This window comes from Haladaptatus marinus (assembly GCF_051194195.1).
Genome location: NZ_JBLZNK010000003.1, coordinates 686714 through 708168, shown reverse-complemented (window position 1 = coordinate 708168; position 21455 = coordinate 686714). Strand labels below are relative to the sequence as shown.

Annotated in this window: 21 protein-coding genes; 11 read left to right on the top strand and 10 right to left on the bottom strand. The window is 59.7% G+C overall.

Features of this window, described 5'->3' with window-relative positions:
- Positions 1-14: 14 nt before the first annotated feature.
- Positions 15-695: a hypothetical protein gene (locus ACN2TU_RS09600; RefSeq protein ID WP_435154956.1), complete on the bottom strand. Its 681-nt coding sequence runs from the start codon at positions 693-695 to the stop codon at positions 15-17.
- Positions 696-811: 116 nt separating this feature from the next.
- Between ACN2TU_RS09600 and ACN2TU_RS09595 the strand changes: the two genes are divergently transcribed.
- A complete protein-coding gene (locus ACN2TU_RS09595) occupies positions 812-1810 on the top strand; it encodes an AI-2E family transporter (protein ID WP_435154955.1) in 999 nt (332 codons plus the stop codon).
- Positions 1811-1823: 13 nt separating this feature from the next.
- Here ACN2TU_RS09595 and ACN2TU_RS09590 read toward each other — a convergent pair whose 3' ends face one another.
- On the bottom strand, positions 1824-2840 hold the full coding sequence (locus ACN2TU_RS09590) for a right-handed parallel beta-helix repeat-containing protein (RefSeq protein ID WP_435154954.1): 1017 nt from the start codon (positions 2838-2840) through the stop codon (positions 1824-1826).
- A gap of 96 nt (positions 2841-2936) precedes the next feature.
- Positions 2937-3641: a 5-formyltetrahydrofolate cyclo-ligase gene (locus tag ACN2TU_RS09585; RefSeq protein WP_435154953.1), complete on the bottom strand. Its 705-nt coding sequence runs from the start codon at positions 3639-3641 to the stop codon at positions 2937-2939.
- Between the two features lie 110 nt (positions 3642-3751).
- Here ACN2TU_RS09585 and ACN2TU_RS09580 point away from each other — a divergent pair, with 110 nt between their 5' ends.
- Entirely contained in the window at positions 3752-4033 is a 282-nt protein-coding gene (locus tag ACN2TU_RS09580) for a GYD domain-containing protein (RefSeq protein ID WP_435154951.1), read from the top strand.
- A gap of 745 nt (positions 4034-4778) precedes the next feature.
- Here the strand turns inward: ACN2TU_RS09580 and ACN2TU_RS09575 are convergent.
- Entirely contained in the window at positions 4779-5744 is a 966-nt protein-coding gene (locus ACN2TU_RS09575; RefSeq protein WP_435154950.1) for a succinylglutamate desuccinylase/aspartoacylase family protein, read from the bottom strand.
- A gap of 27 nt (positions 5745-5771) precedes the next feature.
- Here ACN2TU_RS09575 and ACN2TU_RS09570 point away from each other — a divergent pair, with 27 nt between their 5' ends.
- The 3 genes from ACN2TU_RS09570 to ACN2TU_RS09560 all read left to right on the top strand — a co-directional run bounded on the left by ACN2TU_RS09570 (position 5772) and on the right by ACN2TU_RS09560 (position 6964).
- A complete protein-coding gene (locus ACN2TU_RS09570) occupies positions 5772-6068 on the top strand; it encodes a hypothetical protein (protein ID WP_435154948.1) in 297 nt (98 codons plus the stop codon).
- Between the two features lie 117 nt (positions 6069-6185).
- A complete protein-coding gene (locus tag ACN2TU_RS09565) occupies positions 6186-6599 on the top strand; it encodes a hypothetical protein (protein ID WP_435154947.1) in 414 nt (137 codons plus the stop codon).
- A 158-nt stretch (positions 6600-6757) separates the two neighbouring features.
- A complete protein-coding gene (locus ACN2TU_RS09560) occupies positions 6758-6964 on the top strand; it encodes a hypothetical protein (protein WP_435154946.1) in 207 nt (68 codons plus the stop codon).
- Here the strand turns inward: ACN2TU_RS09560 and ACN2TU_RS09555 are convergent.
- Entirely contained in the window at positions 6961-9279 is a 2319-nt protein-coding gene (locus tag ACN2TU_RS09555; protein WP_435154945.1) for an amino acid permease, read from the bottom strand. The genes ACN2TU_RS09560 and ACN2TU_RS09555 overlap by 4 nt on opposite strands.
- A 134-nt stretch (positions 9280-9413) precedes the next feature.
- Here ACN2TU_RS09555 and ACN2TU_RS09550 point away from each other — a divergent pair, with 134 nt between their 5' ends.
- The 4 genes from ACN2TU_RS09550 to ACN2TU_RS09535 all read left to right on the top strand — a co-directional run bounded on the left by ACN2TU_RS09550 (position 9414) and on the right by ACN2TU_RS09535 (position 15143).
- Positions 9414-11834, top strand: coding sequence for an amino acid permease (locus ACN2TU_RS09550; protein ID WP_435154944.1), 2421 nt, complete (start codon positions 9414-9416; stop codon positions 11832-11834).
- An 81-nt stretch (positions 11835-11915) separates the two neighbouring features.
- The gene (gene trkA / locus ACN2TU_RS09545) at positions 11916-13256 is read left to right on the top strand and encodes a Trk system potassium transporter TrkA (protein WP_435154942.1); all 1341 of its coding nucleotides are present in this window, start codon (positions 11916-11918) and stop codon (positions 13254-13256) included.
- Positions 13253-14860 (top strand): TrkH family potassium uptake protein, encoded by a 1608-nt coding sequence (locus ACN2TU_RS09540; RefSeq protein ID WP_435154940.1) that lies wholly within the window; start codon positions 13253-13255, stop codon positions 14858-14860. The genes trkA and ACN2TU_RS09540 overlap by 4 nt, the downstream gene beginning before the upstream one ends.
- Positions 14861-14912: 52 nt before the next feature.
- Positions 14913-15143: an Lrp/AsnC family transcriptional regulator gene (locus ACN2TU_RS09535; protein WP_435154938.1), complete on the top strand. Its 231-nt coding sequence runs from the start codon at positions 14913-14915 to the stop codon at positions 15141-15143.
- A 15-nt stretch (positions 15144-15158) separates the two neighbouring features.
- On the opposite strand, the gene ACN2TU_RS09530 is transcribed toward ACN2TU_RS09535, so the two are convergent.
- The 3 genes from ACN2TU_RS09530 to ACN2TU_RS09520 all read right to left on the bottom strand — a co-directional run bounded on the left by ACN2TU_RS09530 (position 15159) and on the right by ACN2TU_RS09520 (position 18446).
- Positions 15159-17411: an amino acid permease gene (locus ACN2TU_RS09530; protein ID WP_435154936.1), complete on the bottom strand. Its 2253-nt coding sequence runs from the start codon at positions 17409-17411 to the stop codon at positions 15159-15161.
- On the bottom strand, positions 17411-17842 hold the full coding sequence (locus tag ACN2TU_RS09525; protein ID WP_435154934.1) for a universal stress protein: 432 nt from the start codon (positions 17840-17842) through the stop codon (positions 17411-17413). Before ACN2TU_RS09525 ends, ACN2TU_RS09530 begins: the two co-directional genes overlap by 1 nt.
- A 160-nt stretch (positions 17843-18002) precedes the next feature.
- Positions 18003-18446 carry a DUF7975 family protein gene (locus ACN2TU_RS09520; RefSeq protein WP_435154932.1) on the bottom strand — a complete coding sequence of 148 codons (444 nt, stop codon included), beginning with the start codon at positions 18444-18446 and terminating at the stop codon, positions 18003-18005.
- A gap of 86 nt (positions 18447-18532) precedes the next feature.
- On the opposite strand from ACN2TU_RS09520, the gene ACN2TU_RS09515 reads away from it, so the two are divergent.
- The gene (locus ACN2TU_RS09515) at positions 18533-19150 is read left to right on the top strand and encodes an adenylate kinase (RefSeq protein WP_435154930.1); all 618 of its coding nucleotides are present in this window, start codon (positions 18533-18535) and stop codon (positions 19148-19150) included.
- Between the two features lie 19 nt (positions 19151-19169).
- Here the strand turns inward: ACN2TU_RS09515 and ACN2TU_RS09510 are convergent, their stop codons facing one another.
- Both ACN2TU_RS09510 and ACN2TU_RS09505 read right to left on the bottom strand, forming a co-directional pair.
- Positions 19170-19502: an SHOCT domain-containing protein gene (locus ACN2TU_RS09510; RefSeq protein WP_435154928.1), complete on the bottom strand. Its 333-nt coding sequence runs from the start codon at positions 19500-19502 to the stop codon at positions 19170-19172.
- A gap of 90 nt (positions 19503-19592) precedes the next feature.
- Positions 19593-20204: a hypothetical protein gene (locus ACN2TU_RS09505; protein ID WP_435154926.1), complete on the bottom strand. Its 612-nt coding sequence runs from the start codon at positions 20202-20204 to the stop codon at positions 19593-19595.
- A 314-nt stretch (positions 20205-20518) separates the two neighbouring features.
- Between ACN2TU_RS09505 and ACN2TU_RS09500 the strand changes: the two genes are divergently transcribed.
- Positions 20519-21427: a DUF106 domain-containing protein gene (locus ACN2TU_RS09500; protein ID WP_435154924.1), complete on the top strand. Its 909-nt coding sequence runs from the start codon at positions 20519-20521 to the stop codon at positions 21425-21427.
- Positions 21428-21455: the final 28 nt, after the last annotated feature.

Sequence of the window (21455 nt, the reverse complement as noted above, 5' to 3'; positions counted from 1 at the left end):
TTTTATCGATGGGGTCAGAACCGGCCTTGTTGTCCGATCGACTGCTGGCCGACTGACCGTTGTCCCCCCATCTGCTGCCCACCTGACTGCTGCCCACCCGATTGCTGACCAATCGACTGCTGGCCGCCGACCTGCTGGCCGATGCTTCCCAACAGTTGGGTCGTCGAGTTGATGGCTCTCTGAAGGTCGGAGACGACCGTGGTGAGGATGGGTTGTTGTTGGGCCACCTGCTGTAACTGCTGGAGGTCGTCCTGTGCCACCGTGAGGAAGGTTTGGGCAACCTCCGGTCCGTGGCGGGAGTCGCGGACGATGAGCTTTTCGTTCAGTTCGGCTATTTCTGCGAGATCTTCGAGCGTTCGTGGGATTTCGGTCTCGCCCGGCATCTGGCCGTGAACCTGCTCGGCCGCCCACTCACACGACTTCTTCAGATGGCTGAAATCGTGCAGGGCCGTCCGCATGTCGTTCGGGAGCATCTCATCGTAGGCGTACACCTGCTGTTGCCCGGACTGCTGCCCGATTTGTTGTCCCTGCTGGCCACCGGTTTGTTGCCCCGTTCCGCCGAACTGCCCGCCGGTTGGCTGTTGCTGGCGTTGCGGTTGCTGTCCGACGGTTCGCTGATCCTGCGGTTGTTGGTACTGCTGACCTTCTGGTTGCTGGTACTGCTGAGCTTGCGGTTGCTGGTACTGTTGTGCCATTTTATCCCCCGTAACCGGCGACGACTGAGGTTTCTATAGGTGTGATGGCTAATCCTTGACCGTCGATTTCAAACATCGACGTGGCGATTTATACGCGTTCACGTCGTTGTGACCGCATGAACCGGGAACGTGGATTTTTGTTGTTCCTGATCGGCGTATTCGGCTTGCTCGCGTTACTGCTCGTCAGGCCGTTTCTCCAGTACGTTTTAGCCGCTATCTTGCTGAGCTACGTTCTCTATCCGCTTCAGAAACGGCTCGCACCGCGCGTCGGGCCTCGGGTTTCGGCGCTCCTTCTTCTCGTTGTGACGACGCTCGTCGTTCTCATTCCCGTCGCGACGCTCCTCTTCACCGCCGTTCAGCAGGCGATAACCATCCTCAGAGCGATTCTCCGCGGTGACCCACAGTTTCTCGAACTGCTTCGTCTCATCGAGCGCTACACCGGCATCACCAACGAGGGACGAAACCTGCGGGAGTTGATTCCCACCGATAGCACGCAACTGCTGGAAAACGTGGTGAGTATCTTCGGCGGGATTTCCGACGCACTCATCGGAATGACGATTCTGGCGTTTATTCTCTACTACCTCCTCGTCGATGGGGAGCTGTTCCTCGAATGGGTACGCAAGAGCACGCCGCTTCCGGCGTCGGTACAGGACGAACTGTACGGCGAGATGAATCAGGTGATGTGGGGCGTGCTGGCCGGCAACGTCCTCGTGGCGGTCGTGCAGGGCGTCTTGACCGGAATCGGTCTCTTCATCGCGGGCGTTCCCGGTGTGGTGTTTTTGACCGTCGTGACGACGCTTCTCTCACTGCTGCCGCTGATCGGTGCATCCGTCGTGTGGCTTCCCGCCTCGGCGTACCTGTTTTTCGCAAACCGACCGGTTGCAGCCGCGTTCCTGTTCGTCTACGGAACGCTCGTCATCAGCCTCTCGGACAACTACCTCCGACCCGTAGTCAGTGGGCACGAGGCACGGCTGAATCCCGGCCTCCTCGTCGTCGGTATCTTCGGCGGCGTCTATACGTTCGGGTTCATGGGACTGTTTTTCGGCCCCATCGTCCTCGGTGTGTTCAGGTCGCTCGTTACCGTGTTCGCTCGCGAGTATGCGCCACGTATGTAGGGAACTGTCCGCATCAGTTCCGCAGTCGCCCGTCCCGTTCACCGACGGAATTGTTCGAGAGACTGTTTCCCAACGAGGACTCTGACACGACGATTCCGCGTCGGTTTTCGGTTCCGACGTTGCCGACGACCCGGTTTTCGTCGCTTGAAATGAGGAGGATTCCGGTGTCGCTGCTGTTCGACACTCGATTGCGAAGGACGGCGTTTTGGTCGCTCGCCCGAAGGCGAACACCCACGGCGTTCCCCAGTGCCGCGTTCGATTCGACGGTGTTGTTTCGAGCACCGTCAGCCAGGTAAATCCCGTAAAATAGGTTCGAGACCCGATTGTCCCGGACGTGGTTGTCGCTGGCCGCGGACAACCAGATTCCCGCGATGTCGTTTTCGGTCGCGACGCTCCCGCGAACCGTGTTCCCGCTTGCGCCGAGCAGCGCGACGCCGAACTGGTTGCCGTGGGCGGTGGTTCCGATGACGCTGTTCCCTCGTGCTTCGACGAGTTGCACACCGACCAGTGCGTTCTCGGTCGCCGTCGTGTTTCTGAGTGTGGTATCCCTGCTCGCGCCGACGAGGAAGACGCCAGCGACCGCGTTTTCTCGGGCAGTGTTGTTCTCGACCGTTCCGCTCCGAAACGAGACGAGCGAGAGGCCGACGCGATTTCTGGCCGTCGTCGTGTTGCCCACCCTCGCGTTCCGGCTTCCGACAAAGCGAATGCCGTCGTCCCAGTCGGTTGCGACCACGTTCCGAACGGTGACGTTCCTCCCACCCGTGACAAGGACACCGGCGGAACCGAACGCACCGACACCGTCGATGTCGTTTCCGCGCCCGTCGAACACGACATCGCTCGCCGAAACCCGGATGCAGGTATCGACCGTTGCGTTCGTCACGTCGCTCGTGAGGACGTAGCGCCCCGGATTCGAAATCGTCGTGCAGGAATCGACCGTCCGCTGGCCTGCCGTTCCCCCGATTCCAATCCCGACGACGAGCGTCGAAACGAGGACAAACGAGAGCGTGGCCAACACCCATGCTGTGCGCATACCACGTCCTTGCACTCCTCGAAGTTCGTTATTCGCCCGCGGTGGGGTCGGTATCGTTGCTTATCGGGAGATAACCCCACGTTTCCACTGGCGGACTCACGGTTGCAGTCGCTGAAGAAGCGAGATTTCCTCGATTTTCTCGTCCGGTAACACCTCCCACTGAATCCCCGCCGGATCCGAAAACGGCGTGTCCGTTCGGATGAGTCGGTCGGGTGTGACGACCATGTCCATCGGCACGTCGTGTGGTTCGACCGGCAGGTCGTCTTCCACGAGTTGGATTTCGTGTACCGTCGTGGCAACCGTGGTCGTTTCGTCGACGAGTCCCATCTCGTGAAGAACCGCGTATTCGAGGTCGCTGTAACCTTCTCCCTTCCCGACTCGCGCCCCGGTTTCCGTCACCGCGACGCTTCCGGAGACGACGAAATCGACCGGCGGCATGTCGTCAGGAGCGACGGGTTCGGCGTAGTCGTCCATCTTCGAAACCGTTGCGGCGGCGTCGGTATCGGCGATGTCCGCCGGGTCGAGTTTCATAAACGGTTTTTCGTCCCGAAGACGTGGTTGGGCCATGTAGACGATTTTTCCCTCGCGGAGCGCACGCCGCCGGACGGGCAACTGTGGCGAATCCGGGTTCGCTTTCACCACCTCCGCCTCTTTCCACTTGGGGAGGTCGGCGAGTCGCTCCGTCGCCTCCATCGCTCCCGCGAAGTTGGGGATACGGCCGCGCGGTGGGAACGGAAAACGTGCGACACCCTCGTCTTCCAGTCGTGTCCAGATTCGCTCGCGGAGGTCGTCTTTGGTCATATCGGAACTGATTCGTCCCCAGACAAAAAGCGATGGTGTGTGGCAATTCGAAACGAAGGGTGAATCTACTTGCCACAATCGCTTTGCCGACGACGCCCGTTCCCTGTGCGATGGCAAAATACGTGTCACTGGTAAAAATTCGGGGAAGCGTGCAGAACGCACAGAAGTTGGCGTCGGCGCTTGGCAACCTCTCGACCGAGGTCGCGGAGTACGAGGCCGAAATCGAATCAAGTTACGCGATACTCGGGGAGTACGATTTCATGGTCATTTTCGATGCGCCCGATAGGAACGCAGCGTTTCGGGCGTCGATAGCCATCGAGAATCAAGGACTCGACATGCAAACGATGGAAATCATCCCGATTGAAGCGTTCGCGAACCTCGTTCAGGAGTAGCAGTGCGCCGAGTCACGGGGACGGTTCGAATCGAAGTCGGAGTCTGCCCTCTCGGTTGTGGATGCATGATGAGTTAGTAGACCTCGTCTGCCTGCCACGAGACGCCGGAAAGCGACGCTTTCCGCCGGGAAAGCGGTCGATAACAAAGCCGACACTGCTCGTTTCTGTGGGTCGTGTTCAGGCTTCGCCGACTGCTCGGGCATACGGTCACGGTCGTTCTCGTCGTTAGCCTGCTCCTCGTGACGATGCTGGGCGTCTGGCCACCGGCCTACACCGTCATCAGTGGGAGTATGGCTCCGAACGTCGAACAGGCCGATGTCGTCGTCGTGATGGAAGAACATCGGGTGTCGCCGCCGGGGAGTCGCGGTGGGGTCGTCTCCGCCCGCGTCGGCCAAAACCGAGGCTATTACTCGCTCGGTGATTCGGGTGACGTGCTCGTCTTTCAACCGAACGGTGACGACTCGGCGATACCGATTCTCCATCGCGCACGGTTCTGGGTCGAGGAGGGGGAAAACTGGTATGAAAAGGCCGATCCGATGTACCTCACAGGGGCAACTAGCTGTGCAGAGCTTCGGAACTGCCCAGCGCCACACGCTGGATTCGTTACGAAAGGGGACGCCAACCCGTACTACGACCAAGCGGTCGGTATCTCGAAACCGGTACAGCCCGAGTGGATCGTCGGGGTTGCCATCGTCCGCGTTCCTGGCCTCGGGAAAATTCAGCGGTTTACGCCGGGATCGGTCATTCAGTCTCGAAGCAAGGCGACGCTGAGTAGTTTCCCGCCGCCACAGACCGTCGCCTCGCGGGTGAGTGCATACAACACGCCTGCTCGGTCGGTTTCGACCTCCTGCAACACCTCGTACGTCGCCGGGTCGTATAGGGTTCCGATGCGCTCACCTGCGTCGACTCGGTCGCCGAGTTCGTGATTCGATTCGACCACGAAGAGGCCCGAGTCGGTGGCATCGACTCGACCGAGATGGTTTCGTGCCAGCGTCCAATCACCGTTGTCGGCAGGTGACGGCCGGAGAATATCGAGTTCGCGACAGACGTTGAGCAGGCCGGTAAGTCCAGTTTCGACCGCATTCTCGACGACCTCCTTGTTGTGCGCGAGTTCCGGCGTGATGGACGGGATTCCCGCTCGGGTGGCCGCGACACGGAACTTTCCACCGAAGTCCCGTTCGCTCCATTCCACATCAGCATCGTCGCCTGCTTCCTCGGAGAGGAGGAGGTCGGTACCGAACGCTTCGGCGAGGTCGCGCGATTCCTCGTCACCCTCCATGAACACGACGTGGGTGAGCATGTTCGGACTGCCGGTGTGGAGGTCGACGATGGCATCGGCGTCGGTCGCATACTCCCAGAGCGTGGCCGCCATGCGCTCGTGAAGGGTTCCCTCCTCGTCTCCCGGCCAAACCCGATTCATGTTCGGGTTGATACTGTCTAACTGCTCCGGCGTGGTGTAGGACACGCGGTCGAAGGTCAACGGGTCCGCGACCGGTACCGCGACGATTTTTCCGGCAAGTTCTGCGGGGTCGATTTCCTCGTGAAACCGTCGAAGCACTTCACTGCCGTTGACTTCACGTCCGTGTTGTGCGGCCTGCACGTACAGAGTTGGCCCGTCTTCGTCGCCCTCGTAGGTGTGTATCGTCGTTTCGAGTTCGACACCGGAGGGGAGTCGAGCGAGCGTTACACGCTCCGTGCTGTGTCCTACCATCGGGTGAATCACTGCGGCGGAAAGCGTATGAACGTACCGAACTTCGACGGTTTCGATGCGTTGGCTTCTTTATTATTTCTCATAGTGACAGAATTCGAGCGTGTTCCTGCACACGTCACTAAATCGAAACAATTCGACGTCCGTTCCCTCTTCTATTGGATTTCCGTCCCCATCTCGATTGCGGAGTTCTCGGTGTGTCGCCCCGACGTCGTTGGTGTAGAAGTTGAATCGTTCCTTGTTCGCCACGGTGTGGTTCGGACGACCGGACGAGCGTTAGTGGAGCCGCTCCGACTCTTCCCGCATTTTGATCAAATGAATGACTAATTCAGGAGGTGGTATAAATAGCTGAACCATCAAGTGAAAGTAAATAGGGAGCGTACACTGCGTGGAGTTCCCTGAGGACGCTACCTTTTACTCCCGTCGCCGTGTCGGATGCAGCAGATGTATTCGCGGGAGCATTTCCTCATCGGCGTGGTCGTGTCGGGACTTCTTCTCGTTCCACTGTCGGAACGATTTGCCACGCCACTCCTCGCCGGTCTGTTCGTCTACGGTGTTCTTCTGAGTGTCTTCATCGATTTGGATCATTTCGTCCTCACCCGGATTCGAACCGGAAGTTGGCGACATCTTCGAGCCTGTCTCAGAAATCCGACCGCCGCCTTCGGGGACCAAGATTGGGTGTTCGAGGACGTGGACAGTGCTGAACTGGAACACGAACGCATCCTCTCACACGCACTGCTCGGGGGCGTTCTCGTGGGTGTGTTGTTGCTCGTTTCGCCAGCAGCCGCGGTTTTCACGGCCGTGGTTCTCTACTTCCACATTCTCGCCGACTTGTTGCGAGATAACGGTGTGATGTAGCAGTCGTCGATGACTATGAGCCGAAAGGGAGACTCAATTCGGCGCGCGCCAGTGTGTTGTTTTCGTCCGTCTTTCCCTATCTGCAAACGCTTCCCTTACCTCGTTGGCAACAAAATTTTTCGCGGTTCCCACTGTTGATTTCGACGGAGGCAACTTCGATGTCAGACATCTACCAGCGGTTGGAAACTGAGTTGGAAGAAAAGGGAGAAATCATGGTGAAGACGGCTGGTGGTGAGGAGCTCGAACTTCACACCCACAACGTCGAGTTCGAGGAAGAACCGTACATCAAAATAGAGGCCGACGACGAAATCCACTGGGTGGACGCCAACCACATCGCCCACTACTGGATTCACGAAGAGATTTAACTCGAACTCGGTTCGGTTTCTTTCCTGCGGTCGCGCCGGAGTTTGCGAAGCGTCCGGTACAGTGGAAACAGCGCGTCCTCCAGTCGTCCGGAGACGCCCGTCGGGTGGGCACAGACGATGACCGGAACACCAGCTATTTTTGCATACGAGACGACGCGGTCGGGGGTACTACCGAACACCCATCGCTTCAGCAGACGGGTTCGGGACGCGCCGATGACCAGCACGCTGTTGTGTTCGTCGGCGGCCGCGACCAATCCGTCCGCAACCGTGTCAGCCCGCCCTTCGTGTGTCTGCACGGACGACACGTCTCCCAGTTCCGACAGCGTTCCGTCGAGGTCTTCCGCCGTGCCGCCCTCGCCGCCCGGCGTGACGTTGACGACGTGAACATCGGTGCCGCTCCGACCGAGTTCGTTCACGAGCGAGAGCGCCGCTTCGTGGTGTGGTCCGCCGCCGGTACCGACCGTGACGTTGTCGAGGGTCGGCGACTCCTCGCCGAACCCGTCCACGAATAGCACGTCGCAAGGGGAGTCGTATTCCACCGCTTCCGCGATATCTTCGTGTTCCTTTGGATAGCCCATCAGGATGAGGTCGGCTTCGTCCTCACGAGCAGTGTTCAGGATGTCGAAGGAAACGCTCCGACAGATGTGTCCTTCCACGGTGTAGTCCACATCGAGGTTCGCCTCAGCAAGGGTATCGAGCAATCGGTCTGCCCGCGCCTCGGCGATGTCGGTAACGTCATCGCTCGTCGTCTGTTCGGGGATTTGCGTGACGTTGACGACCTGAACGAGCGGGTTTTCACCCCGTAGTGCCCCGATTTTTCCGGCGAGCCGCACATGTTCCGGCGCGTTGTACATTCGCTCGACTGGCACGAGAACGCGGAATCTATCCTCATCCGATACCGCTTCGTCGGGTTCCCCGCCATTCGTCTTCGGTGCGCGCGCGGCGACGGTTCGCGAAATCATCTCGTCAACGTCGGGCGCGCCACCCCACACGAGATACGCTGCCACAAGAACCAACTCCGCTGCAACCCCGGCGATGATACCGTGTGTAGGGAGGTTCGTGATGAGCGCGAGGTTCGCCAGCACACCGATGAACGGAAGCCACGGAACGAGCGGCACCTTCAGCGGGCGCTCCATCTCCGGGAATCGCTTTCGGGAGAGGATGAGCGCGACGTTGACGACTGCGAGCGGCGCGAGCAGGTTCAGGTTCGCAAAGCCGGTGAGCGCCTCCAATCCGAGGCTGATCGGCCCGAGCCCACCCTGCGCTGGAAACAGCGCGATGAACGCCACCACGAGCGCGACGATGGTTCCGGTACAGGCGACGACGCTCCAGAACGGCGTGCCGTAGTCGGAATGAATCCGCGAGAATCGTCGCGGTGCCTGTCCCTGCTTTCCCATCAACGACCCGATTCCGCTGGCTGCCAGAATCGAGGCGTTCGAGGCGCTTACCATGCTAAAGATGGCTCCGGCGACGATGAGATATTTTCCGAAGACGCCGAGGAAATCGGCTGCGACTTTTCCCATCGCGGTTTCGCCTTGTTCAGCGATGATTTGTGGGTCGGTCGGCGAGTTCATCATCGCGACGATGACGAAGATGTACAGTACGGTGACGGTCACGATGCTTGCCCCGATGGCCTTCGGCACCGTCTCCTTCGGATTGATGATTTCGCCCGCACTCGCCGCGATGGCCGAGAACCCGAAGAACGTGATGAACGCAACGGCGGCGATGGAAACGATGCTTGCCGGGCCACCTTTCGCAAAGCCACCGACGAACGTGTCCACCGTTGCGGACGGTGCTTTGTACGCGAGCGCCCCGCCAATGAATGCGAGGAGGACGGCGACCTTCGCACCAGTGACGAACACCTGGAACGTCCCGCTTTCCTCGGTACCGCGGGCGTTCAACACTCCGAGCAGGATTGCGGTCACAACTGCGACGGTACCGTGTGGAATCGAGATTCCGTGTGGAATGATGAACTGGTGAAACCACTCGCCCATCGTGGCGAGGTAGAACGCAGTCGTCGCGGAATAGCCCAGAAACAGCGAGGCACCGACGGCGAAGAGGAGGCGGTCATCTTCGAACGTGCGCGATGAAAAGAGGTAACCGCCGCCGTTTTCCGCGTAAATGGAGGCGAACTCCGAATACGAAGCCGCAGTGATGCCCGCAATCGCTGCCGCGATGACGAACGAAATGACGGCGTTGCTGCCGACCTGGGCGACGGCAGTGCCCGAGAGCGAAAAAATACCCGCGGCGATCATCGTCCCTAATCCCAACGCGAAGGCAACACGGAATCCCAACGTCCGAGTATGCTCTACCATATCCGGAAGCGTACCATATGCGGTTCAAGAAGTGTTGGGGCTGAATTTGCAAGCAACCCACGATATATGATAACTTCGCAAATCGAAGAACTGGGCCACCAAACCTTTCGTACACCCATCCTTTAGCTTGAACGATGACTGACAGTTCTGCCGAGACTACGACGGACTCTGCGGATATCCAGACCGAACTCGACCGCGACATCGGTCTGGTCGGTGCGGTTGCGCTTGGCGTCGGAACGATGATTGCGGCAGGAATCTTCGTACTCTCGGGATTGGCGGTGAGCAACGTCGGCGCGGCCGCCATCGTCTCGTTTCTCGCGGCCGCGCTGGTGGCGAGTTTCACCGCGTTCGCTTACGCCGAGTTCGCCGCCATCTACCCCGAAAGCGGGGGCGGCTATATGTACGTCGCCAACGTGTTCGATACGGATTTAACCTACATCGTCGGGTGGTCGATGATTCTCGGCTATCCCGCGAGCGCCGCCTTCTATCTCGCCAGCTTCTCCGACTGGTTCTACCGGTTCATCTATCCGGCGCTGTCGATTCCGCAGGCCATTCCTTACTGGATTGCGGGCCTCGTCGTTCTCGCCCTGCTCGTCGGCGTGAACCTCAAAGGAACCGAGGAGACGGGTCTCTTCCAAATCGTCGTCACCGGGCTGAAGGTCGCCCTCATCATTCTCTTCCTCTACGGCGGTCTCCAAGGGTTCGATGCTTCCGTCGTCACATCGTCCATGACCGAGAACCTGAACGACCTGCGCCAACTCGGCCTGACGACCGCGCTGGTGTTCATCACCTTCTTCGGCTTCGAAGCTATCGCGACCAACGCCGAGGAAATCGAGAAGCCGAGCGAGAACATCCCCCGTGCCATCTTCATCAGCATGGGCTTCGTTACGGTCATCTACGCGCTGGTTGTGGTCGTCATCGTGCTGGCGGTCAACAACGGGGAGTTCCTCGAATTCCTCGCCCAACAGGCCGGACTCTCCGGATCAGAGGCTGCAAAGAACTTCGTCGCACAGAACGGCGAAATCTCGATGGGACGGGCGGCTCAGTACTATCTCGGTGATTTCGGCTTCTACGTCATCATCGTCGGTGCGCTGTTCTCGATGCTGTCGGCCGCGAATGCGACGATTCTCGCGGGGTCGCGGGTCAAGCTCGCGATGGCCCGCAGAAACCACCTGCCGGAGCAGTTTGAGGATCTCCACCCCTCGCTGAACACGCCCTACAAATCCGTCCTGCTGACGGGTGGACTCATCACCTTCTACATGCTCGTGTTCACGGTGCTGCTCGGAACGCCACCGGGCGCGGAAGAAGGTGCGACGATGGGCGTCAACAACTTCCTCTCCTCGCTCGGCCTTGGACTGCACGTTCCGCACGTCTTCCACCTCGGTCTCCACGCGGTCACGCACTTCGCGGACTTCATGCTCCTCGGCGGCCTCATCTTCGTCAATCTCGCCCTTATCCAGTCCCGACGGAAACGACCGAACATCGACCGCGGATTTACCGTGCCCTTCGTCCCGTGGGTTCCGATTATCGCGGTCGTCGCCAACCTCGTCCTGCTGGTCAACGTCGAACCGAAGGCGTTCGTCGTCGGCCTCCTCGCGCAAGTCATCGGGGTCGGGTTCTGGTTCGCGTGGAAATCCACCGATCCGGAGGAAACGCAGTTCGAACGCGAGACGCCAACGGTCGTCACTGAACGCGAACCGTCCGACGGCCGGGAGTACCAACTCGCAGTTCCCATCGCCAACCCCGAGCACGTCGAGCAGATGATGCAAACGGCGATCGATATCGCCGAAGACAGAGACGGCGAACTGCTGGTGCTTTCGGCCGCACTCGTTCCCGAACAGACGCCTATCTCGGAAAGCTACCGCTCCGTCGATGACGAACGTGAAGTCCTCCGCAAAGCGATGTCCTACGCCGAGGATTCGGACGTGCCGGTGAACGGCATCGTCCGAATCGGCCATCGAGCATCCGATGCCATCCTGCACACGGTCGAACAGCACGACTGCGACGCGGTGCTCATCGGGTGGCGCGGCCGAGGGTCACACCGTAGGGAAGTCGTGCTTGGGAGCACCGTCGATAGGGTCGTCAAGGAATCCCCCTGCGACGTGCTGGTCGAGAAAATCGGCTCACAATCGGCGGACACCGACTCCGTTCTGGTTCCGACCGCAGGTGGCCCACACGCCGAATTGGCGAGTAAGGCGGCCCGCGCCGTCGCTCACGCCGAGGATGCGACGGTCGAGGTCGCACACGTCGTCTCCCCCCTCGCCTCGGAATCGGAACGCGAATCCGCCCGCGAAATCGTGGCCGAGACAGCGGCGCTGATAGACGATGTTTCGGTTACTCAGTCGCTCCTCGAAGGTGAGAACGTCGCGGACACCATCGTCGAGCGAACTGACGACCACGACCTCACCGTCATCGGCGCGACGCGGGAAAGCGAACTCCAGCAACTCGTGTTCGGTGCACTTCCGGAAACCGTGGGACAGCGCGCCGATTCCACCATTATCATGACGAAACGACATCTCGATATCACCTCGCGGCTCGCTCAATGGCTCCCGTAATTCCGTTTCGCTGTCGCCAAAGAGAAATACCCTTACCCCATGGATGGCAAGAACCGACACGAATGTCACGGAGGGTAACGCATGCGCGTCATCATAGTCGGCGCTGGTGAGGTGGGTTCGTCCATCGCCGAGAGCCTCGCCGACAGCCACGAAGTGGTCGTCGTCGATCAGGATGGAGAGCGCGTGGACTCGCTCACCTACTCGCTCGACGTGCTCGCAATCGAAGGCGATGGCACCTCGCTTGCCACGCTACGGGACGCCGGAATCGAACAGGCCGACATGATAATCGCCAGTACCGACGACGACGAGACGAACCTCGTCATCTGCGGCACGGCGAAGACGGTGGACGACCCGTTCACCATCGCACGGGTGAAGAAGGTGGACTACCTCGAAACGTGGGAGCACGCAGAACAGAGCGCGTTCGGCGTCGATTTCATGGTTTGTACGAACCTGCTCACCGCGATGGACATCGTTCGCGTCATCGGCCTCCCCGCCGCGCGCGACGTTGACCCCTTCGCGGGTGGCAAGGTGCAGATGGCCGAGTTCGAGGTTCGAGCGGACAGTCCGGTCGCAGACCAGACTGTTCGGCAGGCAGACCGCTTCGACTCGCTGACTTTCGCCGCAATCATCCGAAACGGCGATGTGGCGATTCCACGCGGTGAAACAGTGATTCAGGCCGACGATAAGGTCGTCGTCATCGGCAGCCCAGAGAGCGTCCAGCAGTTCGCTCTCGAAGTCGCCCCCCACGAAACGCCAAGTGCGGACAAGGAACTAGTCGTCATCGGCGGCAGCGAAATCGGTTTCCACACCGCTCGACTGCTCGAAAAACGGGATTTGCGCCCGCGGCTCATCGAACAAGACCAAGACCGCGCACGGGAACTCGCCGAAGACCTCCCGAAAACCGTCGTCATGGCGAGCGATGCGACCGACGCCGAGTTCCTCGCCCGCGAACACGTGGACGAGGCGGACGTGGTCGTCGCGGCCTTGGAGAACGACGAGAAAAATCTCCTCGTCTCGGTGCTCGCCAAGCAACTCGGTGCCGAACGCGCAATCGCCATCGTCGAGGACGCCGAGTACGTCTCGCTGTTCGAGGCGGTCGGCATCGACGTGGCGGTCAACCCTCGCGAGGTGACCGCCGAGGAAATCACGCGCTTTACTCGCGAGGAACGCGCCGAGAACATCGCGCTCATCGAGAACGACCGTGCGGAAGTTCTCGAAATCGAAATCGACGCCGAGAGCGTGCTTACGAATCGACCCATTCGAGAGGCTGTCGCAGACCTCCCGAACGGCGTCGTCATCGGTGCGATTACGCGGAACGGTTCGTTCGTCGTCCCGCGTGGTGATACGGTCGTGAAGGAAGGTGACCACGTCGTGATGTTCGTCGATACCGACGTGCTGAACGAAGTGAGTGCCGCGATATGAACCTTCGAGTCGATTGGCAAGCCAGCGTAAGTCTCGTCGGCTCCGTCGTCAAATGGCTCTCCGTGCCACTGTTGTTCCCCCTCCTCATCGCTGCATACTACGGCGAGTTCGGGGCAATCCGGACGTTCGTTATGACCATCGTAATCGCGCTGGTGGTCGGGTCGTCGCTCGAACGCCTCGACCCGGATCCCGACCTCGGCGCGCGAGAAGGATTCCTGATGGTCGCGTTGACGTGGTTTGCGGTGTCCATCGTCGGCGGCCTTCCCTACGTCATCGCCGGAAACCAAATCACGATTCTCGGTCAGTTTCCATATATCGACATCGTTTCCGGCCCCTCGACGCTCGCAGACCCGGTCAACGCGCTGTTCGAGAGCATGAGTGGCTTCACCACGACCGGGGCGACTGTCATCGGCGACATCTCGTTCGAAACCCACTCCCGTGCCCTGCTGATGTGGCGGCAGTTGACCCAGTGGCTCGGTGGGATGGGAATCGTCGTCCTCGCCGTCGCCATTCTCCCGGAACTGTCGGTCGGTGGCGCGCAGTTGATGGACGCGGAAGCGCCCGGGCCGGGCATCCAGAAACTCACGCCCCGAATCGCGGAAACAGCGCGCGCACTCTGGAAGGCGTACCTCGGCATCACGGCGCTGGAAATCGTCCTGCTCTACGGCCTGTTCCGCCTCGGCCTGTTCATCGGACAACCGCTCGCACCCGAGATGAACCTCTACAACGCCGTCGGCCACGGCTTTACGACGATGGCGACCGGTGGCTTCTCGCCCGAGGCGAGAAGCGTCGAAGCGTTTTCCGCGCTAGCACAGTGGGTTATCATTCCCTTCATGGTCGCAGCGGGGACGAACTTCGCGCTGTTCTGGCACGTCCTGAACGGCGAACCACGAAAGCTCATTCGTGACGCCGAGTTCCGATTCTACGTCGGCGTACTTGCCGTCCTCTCCGCGATTCTGACCGTTTTGCTCTATACGCACGAAGCACTGGTGTTTGTCCCCGGTGGGCCACCCATCGCGGGCAACGTCGAATCGTCGATTCGACACGCCACCTTCCAACTCGTCTCCATCGTCACGACGACGGGATACGCGAGCATGGACTTCAACACGTGGAACAGTTCCGCGCAGTACCTCCTCCTCGCGGCGATGCTCATCGGCGGCAGTGCCGGGTCGACTGGTGGGGCGATCAAAATCGTCCGCTGGTACGTTATCCTCAAATCGTTCCGCCGTGAGTTGTTTACGACCGTTCACCCAGAGGCGATTCGACCCCTCCGCCTCGGCGGGCGCGCGCTTGATGAACGAGCAGTGCGCGGGATTTACGCCTTCTCCTTGCTCTACCTCGTCATCTTCCTCGTCAGTACCCTCCTGCTCTTCCTCGATGCCGAGCGAGCGGGCGGGCCGAATCTGAACTCGTTGGAGGCACTTTCGGCGGTCGCGGCGACGCTCGGCAACGTCGGTCCGGGCTTCCAACTGCTCGGTCCGATGAACAACTATCTCCCGTTTTCGGACGCTTCGAAACTGCTTATGGTCGTGTTGATGTGGATCGGCCGACTCGAAATCTTCCCCGTACTGGTGTTGTTGACGCCCGCCTACTGGCGGTCGTAACGGGTCGATTCGGAAGCCGACGCTTTTCGTCTCTTGCATCCTACTAGGGTCGATGATTCGTGCATACACGACCGTCCTTACGGGTGCCGGGATGTCCGTCGACGTGGTCGAGGCAATTCGCGAACTGCCGACCGTGATTGAGGCCCACATCGTTGCCGGTGAGTTCGACATCATCGTGGAAATAGAAGCAGCTGACGAGTACGAGGTTCGAAAAACAGTTACGTCGGATATCGGGTCGATTTCGGGTGTGGGCCGAACCCGAACGTACATCCATTTGGACTGAGTGGTCGTGGAGCGACTAGCCGAACAGTCGCTCTCGAATCGACCGTTTGCGCGCCTTTTCGGCGAGCAGAACCGAACAGTCCACGTCGTTCACCACGTCGAGCGCGAGTGACCCGCGGACGAGTCGTGACAGCAGTCCCTCCTCGGTCGCGCCGATGATCATCATCGAACAATCTTGGGCCGTTCGTTCGATTGCCGATTCCACATCGCCGTGCTCCACGATGAGGGTCGCGTCGCTCAAGCCGTGTTCGTCAGCCCACTCGGAGAGGAATCGTTCGCCATCCTCGTCCGAATCGTCGGCGACGTAGAGGAGCGACACCTCGGAGTCGTACTCGGCCCGGAGCATCCGCGCGATGGCGGCGCTGAGGTCGGAGTCCGGTCCTCCCGCAGTGGGCACGAGCACCCTTCGGGGGTCGAAGCCGCGGTCGCGGTAGACGACCACGTCACAGGGCAGGTCGTTCGTTAGTTCGTCGATTGCACTCTCCGCACGACCGGGCGACCCGTGGCTGTCCTCGCCCCAGCCCATGACGACGAGGTCCGCGCCGTGGGTTCGGGCCGCATCGAAAATTTCCTCGAACGAGCGGTGGGAGAGGATCGTGTGCGTTTCGACCGGCACGCCGAACGTTTCCGCGTCCTCACGAGCGCGATCGAGCAGTTCTCTCGACTCCGCGTCCAGCGTTTCGACGTGTTCCGCACCGCTGGCGAGCGGCGTCTGGTCGGGCACCTGTACGATGTGGGTCGCGACCACGGTTCCGCCGCGCTGACTCGCAACCGCGCTGGCCAGCGAAATCAGGTCTTTTTCGTGTTCCGGATTCGCCAGCGGAACCATAACGCGGTAATCGCCGCCGTCCGGTTTCACGGATGTCGCCGCGGAGACGGCGGGTTCTGGCATCTGCTCGGAACGGCTGAGAACGTACTTGCTCAGTACACCCTGTTTGTCAGTTCGTGGTCGTGCATAAATGAAGAACCAGCCGACTCCCACGACGACGAACAGGACTGCCAACGCGATTTCGATGGGTTCCATGAACGCGATGAGGGCGAACGAGAACAGCGCGCCAAGCAGAGGCGTTATCGGGTAGAGTGGTACCCGGAAATCGGGATCGTACTCCGCAACGTTGGACTCGCGCATCACGATGAGCGCGAGATTGAGCAGGCCGTAGACGATAAGATGAAGCACACTCCCAGCCTTTGCGAGAATTTTGATGTTCCCGATGAGGATGAGAACGAGAATGATGACGCCTGTGACCGCGATGGAGCGGTAGGGCGTTGCAAACTTGTCGTGAATATCATTCAGCCACGCGGTGATGAGTTTGTCACGACCCATCGCGAAGTTGATGCGGGAAGACGCTAGAATCGACGCGTTCGCGCTTGAGGCGGTCGCTAACAGGCCGCCGAAGACGATGAGTCCGGCACCCACGCCAGCCAATCCGAGCGCCTCACCGAATGCGACTTCGGCAACTTCGACCACGGGATCCGCGCCGGGCGCAGCGAGTTGTTCCCAGTTGATGACGCTTGCCATGACAATCATCAGAATTGCGTACATCACGGTGACGATGACAACCGACCCGACGACGGCGAGCGGTAGGTTTCGACCCGGGTTTTTGATTTCCTCGGCGACGGTCGTGATTTTGGCGAAGCCAAGAAATGAAACGAACACGAGGGCCGTTCCCGGAAGTACTGCGCCGTATCCCGCCTCGGTGGGTGCGAAAGGCCTAAGCGTCGAGAGGTCGGCTTGCAGGAAGCCGAGTATCGAAAATGCCGTCAGGATTGCGACCAATGTGATAACGATGACGTTCTGGAGACGACCAGTTTCCTTCGCGCCGACGTAGTTGATTCCGACAAATAGCATGCCAGCACCGAACGCGGCGACCTGTTTTCCGGAGATTAGCAGGACGCCCAAATCGACGGGCGGAACGGAGACCAGCGCCGTCACGAAGTCACCGAAACCTATCATGTAGAATGCGGAGGCGAACGCCAATCCCATCCAGTTCCCCATTCCCGCAATGGAACCGAACAGGGGGCCGAGAGCGTGGTTGACGTAGTAATAACTGCCGCCTGCTTTCGGCATTGCCGTGCCGAGTTCGCTCGCTGAGAGTGCGGTGAACAGCGAGACGATGCCGCCCACGATGAACGATAGAGCGATGGCAGGCCCTGCGATTGCGTAAGCCTGCTGTGGTAGGACGAAAATACCGGCACCAATCATCGTGCCAACCCCGATGGTAAGTGCCGCCAGCGGCCCCAGATCCTTGGCGAGTTCTTCGTCCGCCATCAGTCCTCCTCCGCGTCGGGTAGCACGACGACCGGTCGGTTCGTCTCCGTAATGAGGGACAACATCACGTCCCCGGTGAGCAGTTTCACCCAGCGACTCCCGCCGCGAGGCGTGAACGCGATTGCCGTGGCATCGACTTCGTCGGCAACATCGAAGATGGATTCCGCAATGTCTGTTCCGTACACGATTTCCGTCTCGACTGGAACGCCGAGGGCATCACAGCGGTTCCGGACGATTTCGAAAATGTCGTCTGCTCTCTCCTCGCGTTGCTCGACGGATGCTTTGTCAACGACGCCGCCGCCTTTCTCGATGACGTGAACGGCGACGACCTGCCCGCCCGCCGACTCGATTCGCTCCAGTGCAGCGTCACATGTTGCTTTGGCGTCCTTCTCGCTGGCGACCGGGAGAACGACGCGGTCGAAGAGGCTCATGTGACGTACCACCCGGTGTCGATTACCTGTCGCGTATGCCGTCGGGTCGCATCCATCCAGTGTTCTATGTCAGACGTATCTCTAATGGCGTGTCTGTGCGTCATGTGACGCAGTAGTTGGGGTCTGTATTCTTAATGGCTACGAAAATCCCACCAGTTCGTTACACCTCGACTGCCCAAATCGTGGTCGATTTTGGACATTCGTACACCTCTTGGAGCGTTTGATCCACGAATTGTGCAATTCTATTAACGTCGGCTTTCGCGCTGATGCGGACGTTCGTCCCTTCTGCCTCCTCGGGACTGTGAAGTTGTTCGATTTTGAACGCCGGGAACTCGCGAAGGAGGGTTTTGAGGCGGTCGAGTTCCTCGTCGGTGCAGTCGAGATTTAGCGTTTGGTCGCCGAACTGTATCCATGGCGGGGCCTCCGCCGGTTCGCCGTCGCCGTTCTCGTTTTCAGGCTCCTCGTCTTCGATTTTCGTTTCGGTTTGGAATTCCTGCCCGACCATCAGTGTGCAGAACGGACTGCCGCGCTCGCGGTGTGCGACGATGGCATCCATCACCAGCTTTCGGCGTTCTTTCGGCGTATCGGCACTGAATCTGCTCATGTCGGGTCTTCGTCGCCCCCTACTAAAAACCCGAATGCTCGGACGCTTTCTTTAAGCCTTTATGCAATGGCAATGGAGATGTGAGCATGAACCCGAACATCCTGATTCTGGGTGCGCCCGGTGCAGGAAAAGGAACTCAGAGTGCACGAATCGCCGACGAGTTCGATGTCGAGCACGTTACGACGGGCGACGCGCTCCGCGCGAACAAACACATGGAAACGGAGCACGGGACGCCCGCGAGCTTCATGGACGCTGGCGAACTCGTTCCCGACCCCGTGGTGAACGAAATCGTCAACGCCGCCCTCTCGGAGGCCGACGGCTACGTTCTCGACGGGTATCCGCGGAACCTCTCGCAGGCGGAGTATCTCGACGACATCACCGACCTCGATGTGGTACTCTACCTCGACGTAGATGAGGAGGAACTCGTTCATCGACTGACGGGCCGCCGACTCGACCCGGAGACGGGCGACATCTACCACGTCGAGTACAACCCGCCGGAAGACGAGGAAGTCGAAGCGCGTCTCGAACAGCGTGACGACGACGACGAGGAAACGGTTCGAGAGCGACTCCGCGTCTATCGCGAGAACACCGAACCCGTCATCGAACATTACGAGGAGACGGGCGAACTCGTCCGCATCGACGGCGAACAGACGCCGGACGAGGTGTGGGACGAAATCAAAGCGACCGTCGAGAACGAAGCGTAACGACCCGGAAACGGTCGAATTACTCGAACGACAGTTCTTTTTCGCGCGGCTTCGAGGACTCCGTTTGGAGAAGTCTATCTAGTCGTTGTTCGAATTCGGTTTCGCCAATATCCCCGTTGGCGTATCGTTTCCGTAACGTTTCGAGTGCATCGAGTTGCGGTGCTTTTTCATTTGTCGCGTCCGCCGCGTCGTTTCTGCTCACCGCCCACGCGATGAACGTGAGAATGAATCCGACGACCAGTATCTCCGGTGCATTCAGCGTCAGGAGGACGAGAATCGGGAAGACGAGAACGGCGAGTCCACCGAGCAGACACGTTCGCCAGAAGTCGTCTTCGGGAAGCAGTTCGTTCAAACTACCGCTTATATCACGTGATTCAAGTGAACGTGACAAAAGGTTTTGGTTGAGTGGAACGTATTTTCCGGGCTACTGCAACGTGTCGTCCTATGAACAGTCGTCCTGTTCGTCGGACTCGTTCGAGTCGTCTTGCTCGCCGGAGTCGTCCGACCCGTCCTGTCCATCGTCCGCTCCGCTGTCGGAGTCGTCGTTTCCGTCGTTATCTGGACCGAGGTCACGAACCGTATCCGTGTCGCTTTGAACCTCCGTCACGAGTTCGACGTCGTAGTAGATTCGAAGGGTTACCGACCCGTCGTCGCTGGCGTTGATATTCGTGTATCCGAATCCGGCCGTCCCGGATTCGCCTTCGCTCGTCTCGTATCTGTACGTGAGGTTCTCGGAGTCGTCACCGCCGTGACCGTCGTTCCGGACGATGAACCCTGCGAGGTCGTCCTCCGTATCGACGGCGTGCGGGACGACGGTGATGTGAACTTTGCAATTTCCGGGTAATTTGGCGTTCACCTCCCCGTCACAGACGGATTCCGATTCGTTTACCGAATCCGATTCGGCAACCGAATCGTCCGTCACCGCACTTGGTGTCTCTTGGTTCATCTGGAACCCGGACGCGCCTCCAGCAAACGCGACGGTGCTGGCTACGAGCGCCAGTGCAACCAGTGCGGTTCCGGCTCGAAACTTCGATTTCATGGAATCTTCTCTCATGGTTAAACTCCGCACACGGGGACAACCGCAGATACCGCGCGGTCAAACCGCCCGCGGCAGTGTCTCGTTCAGACCTGTTCACATTAACTATCCGTCAGTTAAATGTCCGGTAAAGGGATAGTTAACGAGTCAAATTGGCGTACGTGTCGTCCCGTGCCTTGTAATGACCATCCACGACGGTCGTCGATCCCTCGTATAATTCGAAAAACGCGCGCCTCCAGCGTATTCTGACACAGTCGCCACGACCACCCACCACCCTCGCTCGTCGTGTCGATGGCGAAGGTTGATTAACGGCGGATTCCAAACCCGTGGTAATGGCACGGACAGCGCAGAAAGTGGAATCGCTCATCGCCGAGGATGCGGCGATGGCCGACGCTCTCTCGGTCGTGTACGAACGCACCGACGAAGGGTCGGACGAGGTCGAGTGGAGCGACGTGAGCGACGACATCACGAGCGGCCAATGGGGTCGCATGATAGAGAAGGGTATCCTCGTGGACGGCGACCGCGGATTCGAACTCGCCGATTCCGACGCAGTCGGGAGCGCGCTCGATGGGTCGAGCGGCGATACCATATCTACGTCGTCCACCGACATCGACGAGATGGAAGGCACGACGTGGTCGAAATGGGACAAACTCGCGGCGGTGGCCAGCATCGGCCTGTTCGCGGGATACTCCATCAAATCGGTTCGGAACGTCGTCGGGGGTGCGGTTGACGTGTTTTTAGCCCCAATCGAGGCGGCGCTCCCGTTCTACGTCGTCATCATGATTCTCGCGATGCTGACGGGGCTGTACTCCACCCTCCTCCAGGACAACCTGATGAACATGGAGAAGATGGGCGCGTACCAACAACGGATGAAGGACATCCAGAAGCGCCAGAAGGAGGCCAAAGAGCGCGGCGACGAGCAGGCGATGGAGCGCATCCGCGAGGAGCAGATGGACGCCATGGGGGATCAGGCGGGCATGTTCAAAGAGCAGTTCCGCCCGATGGTGTGGACGATGTTCATCACCATCCCCGTCTTCCTCTGGATGTACTGGCGGATTAGCGACGTGACCCAATCTGTTGTACCAAAGGATATTGTCCTCCCGCTCGTCGGCGGACCGATCGAGTGGACGCACGGCGCTATCGGCCCGATGCAGGCATGGATCGTCTGGTACTTCCTCTGCTCGATGGCGTTCACGCAACTCATCCGCAAGGCACTGAACATCCAGACGACGCCCACGTAAGTTCAAAACCTCTTTCTTGGTTCCCGTT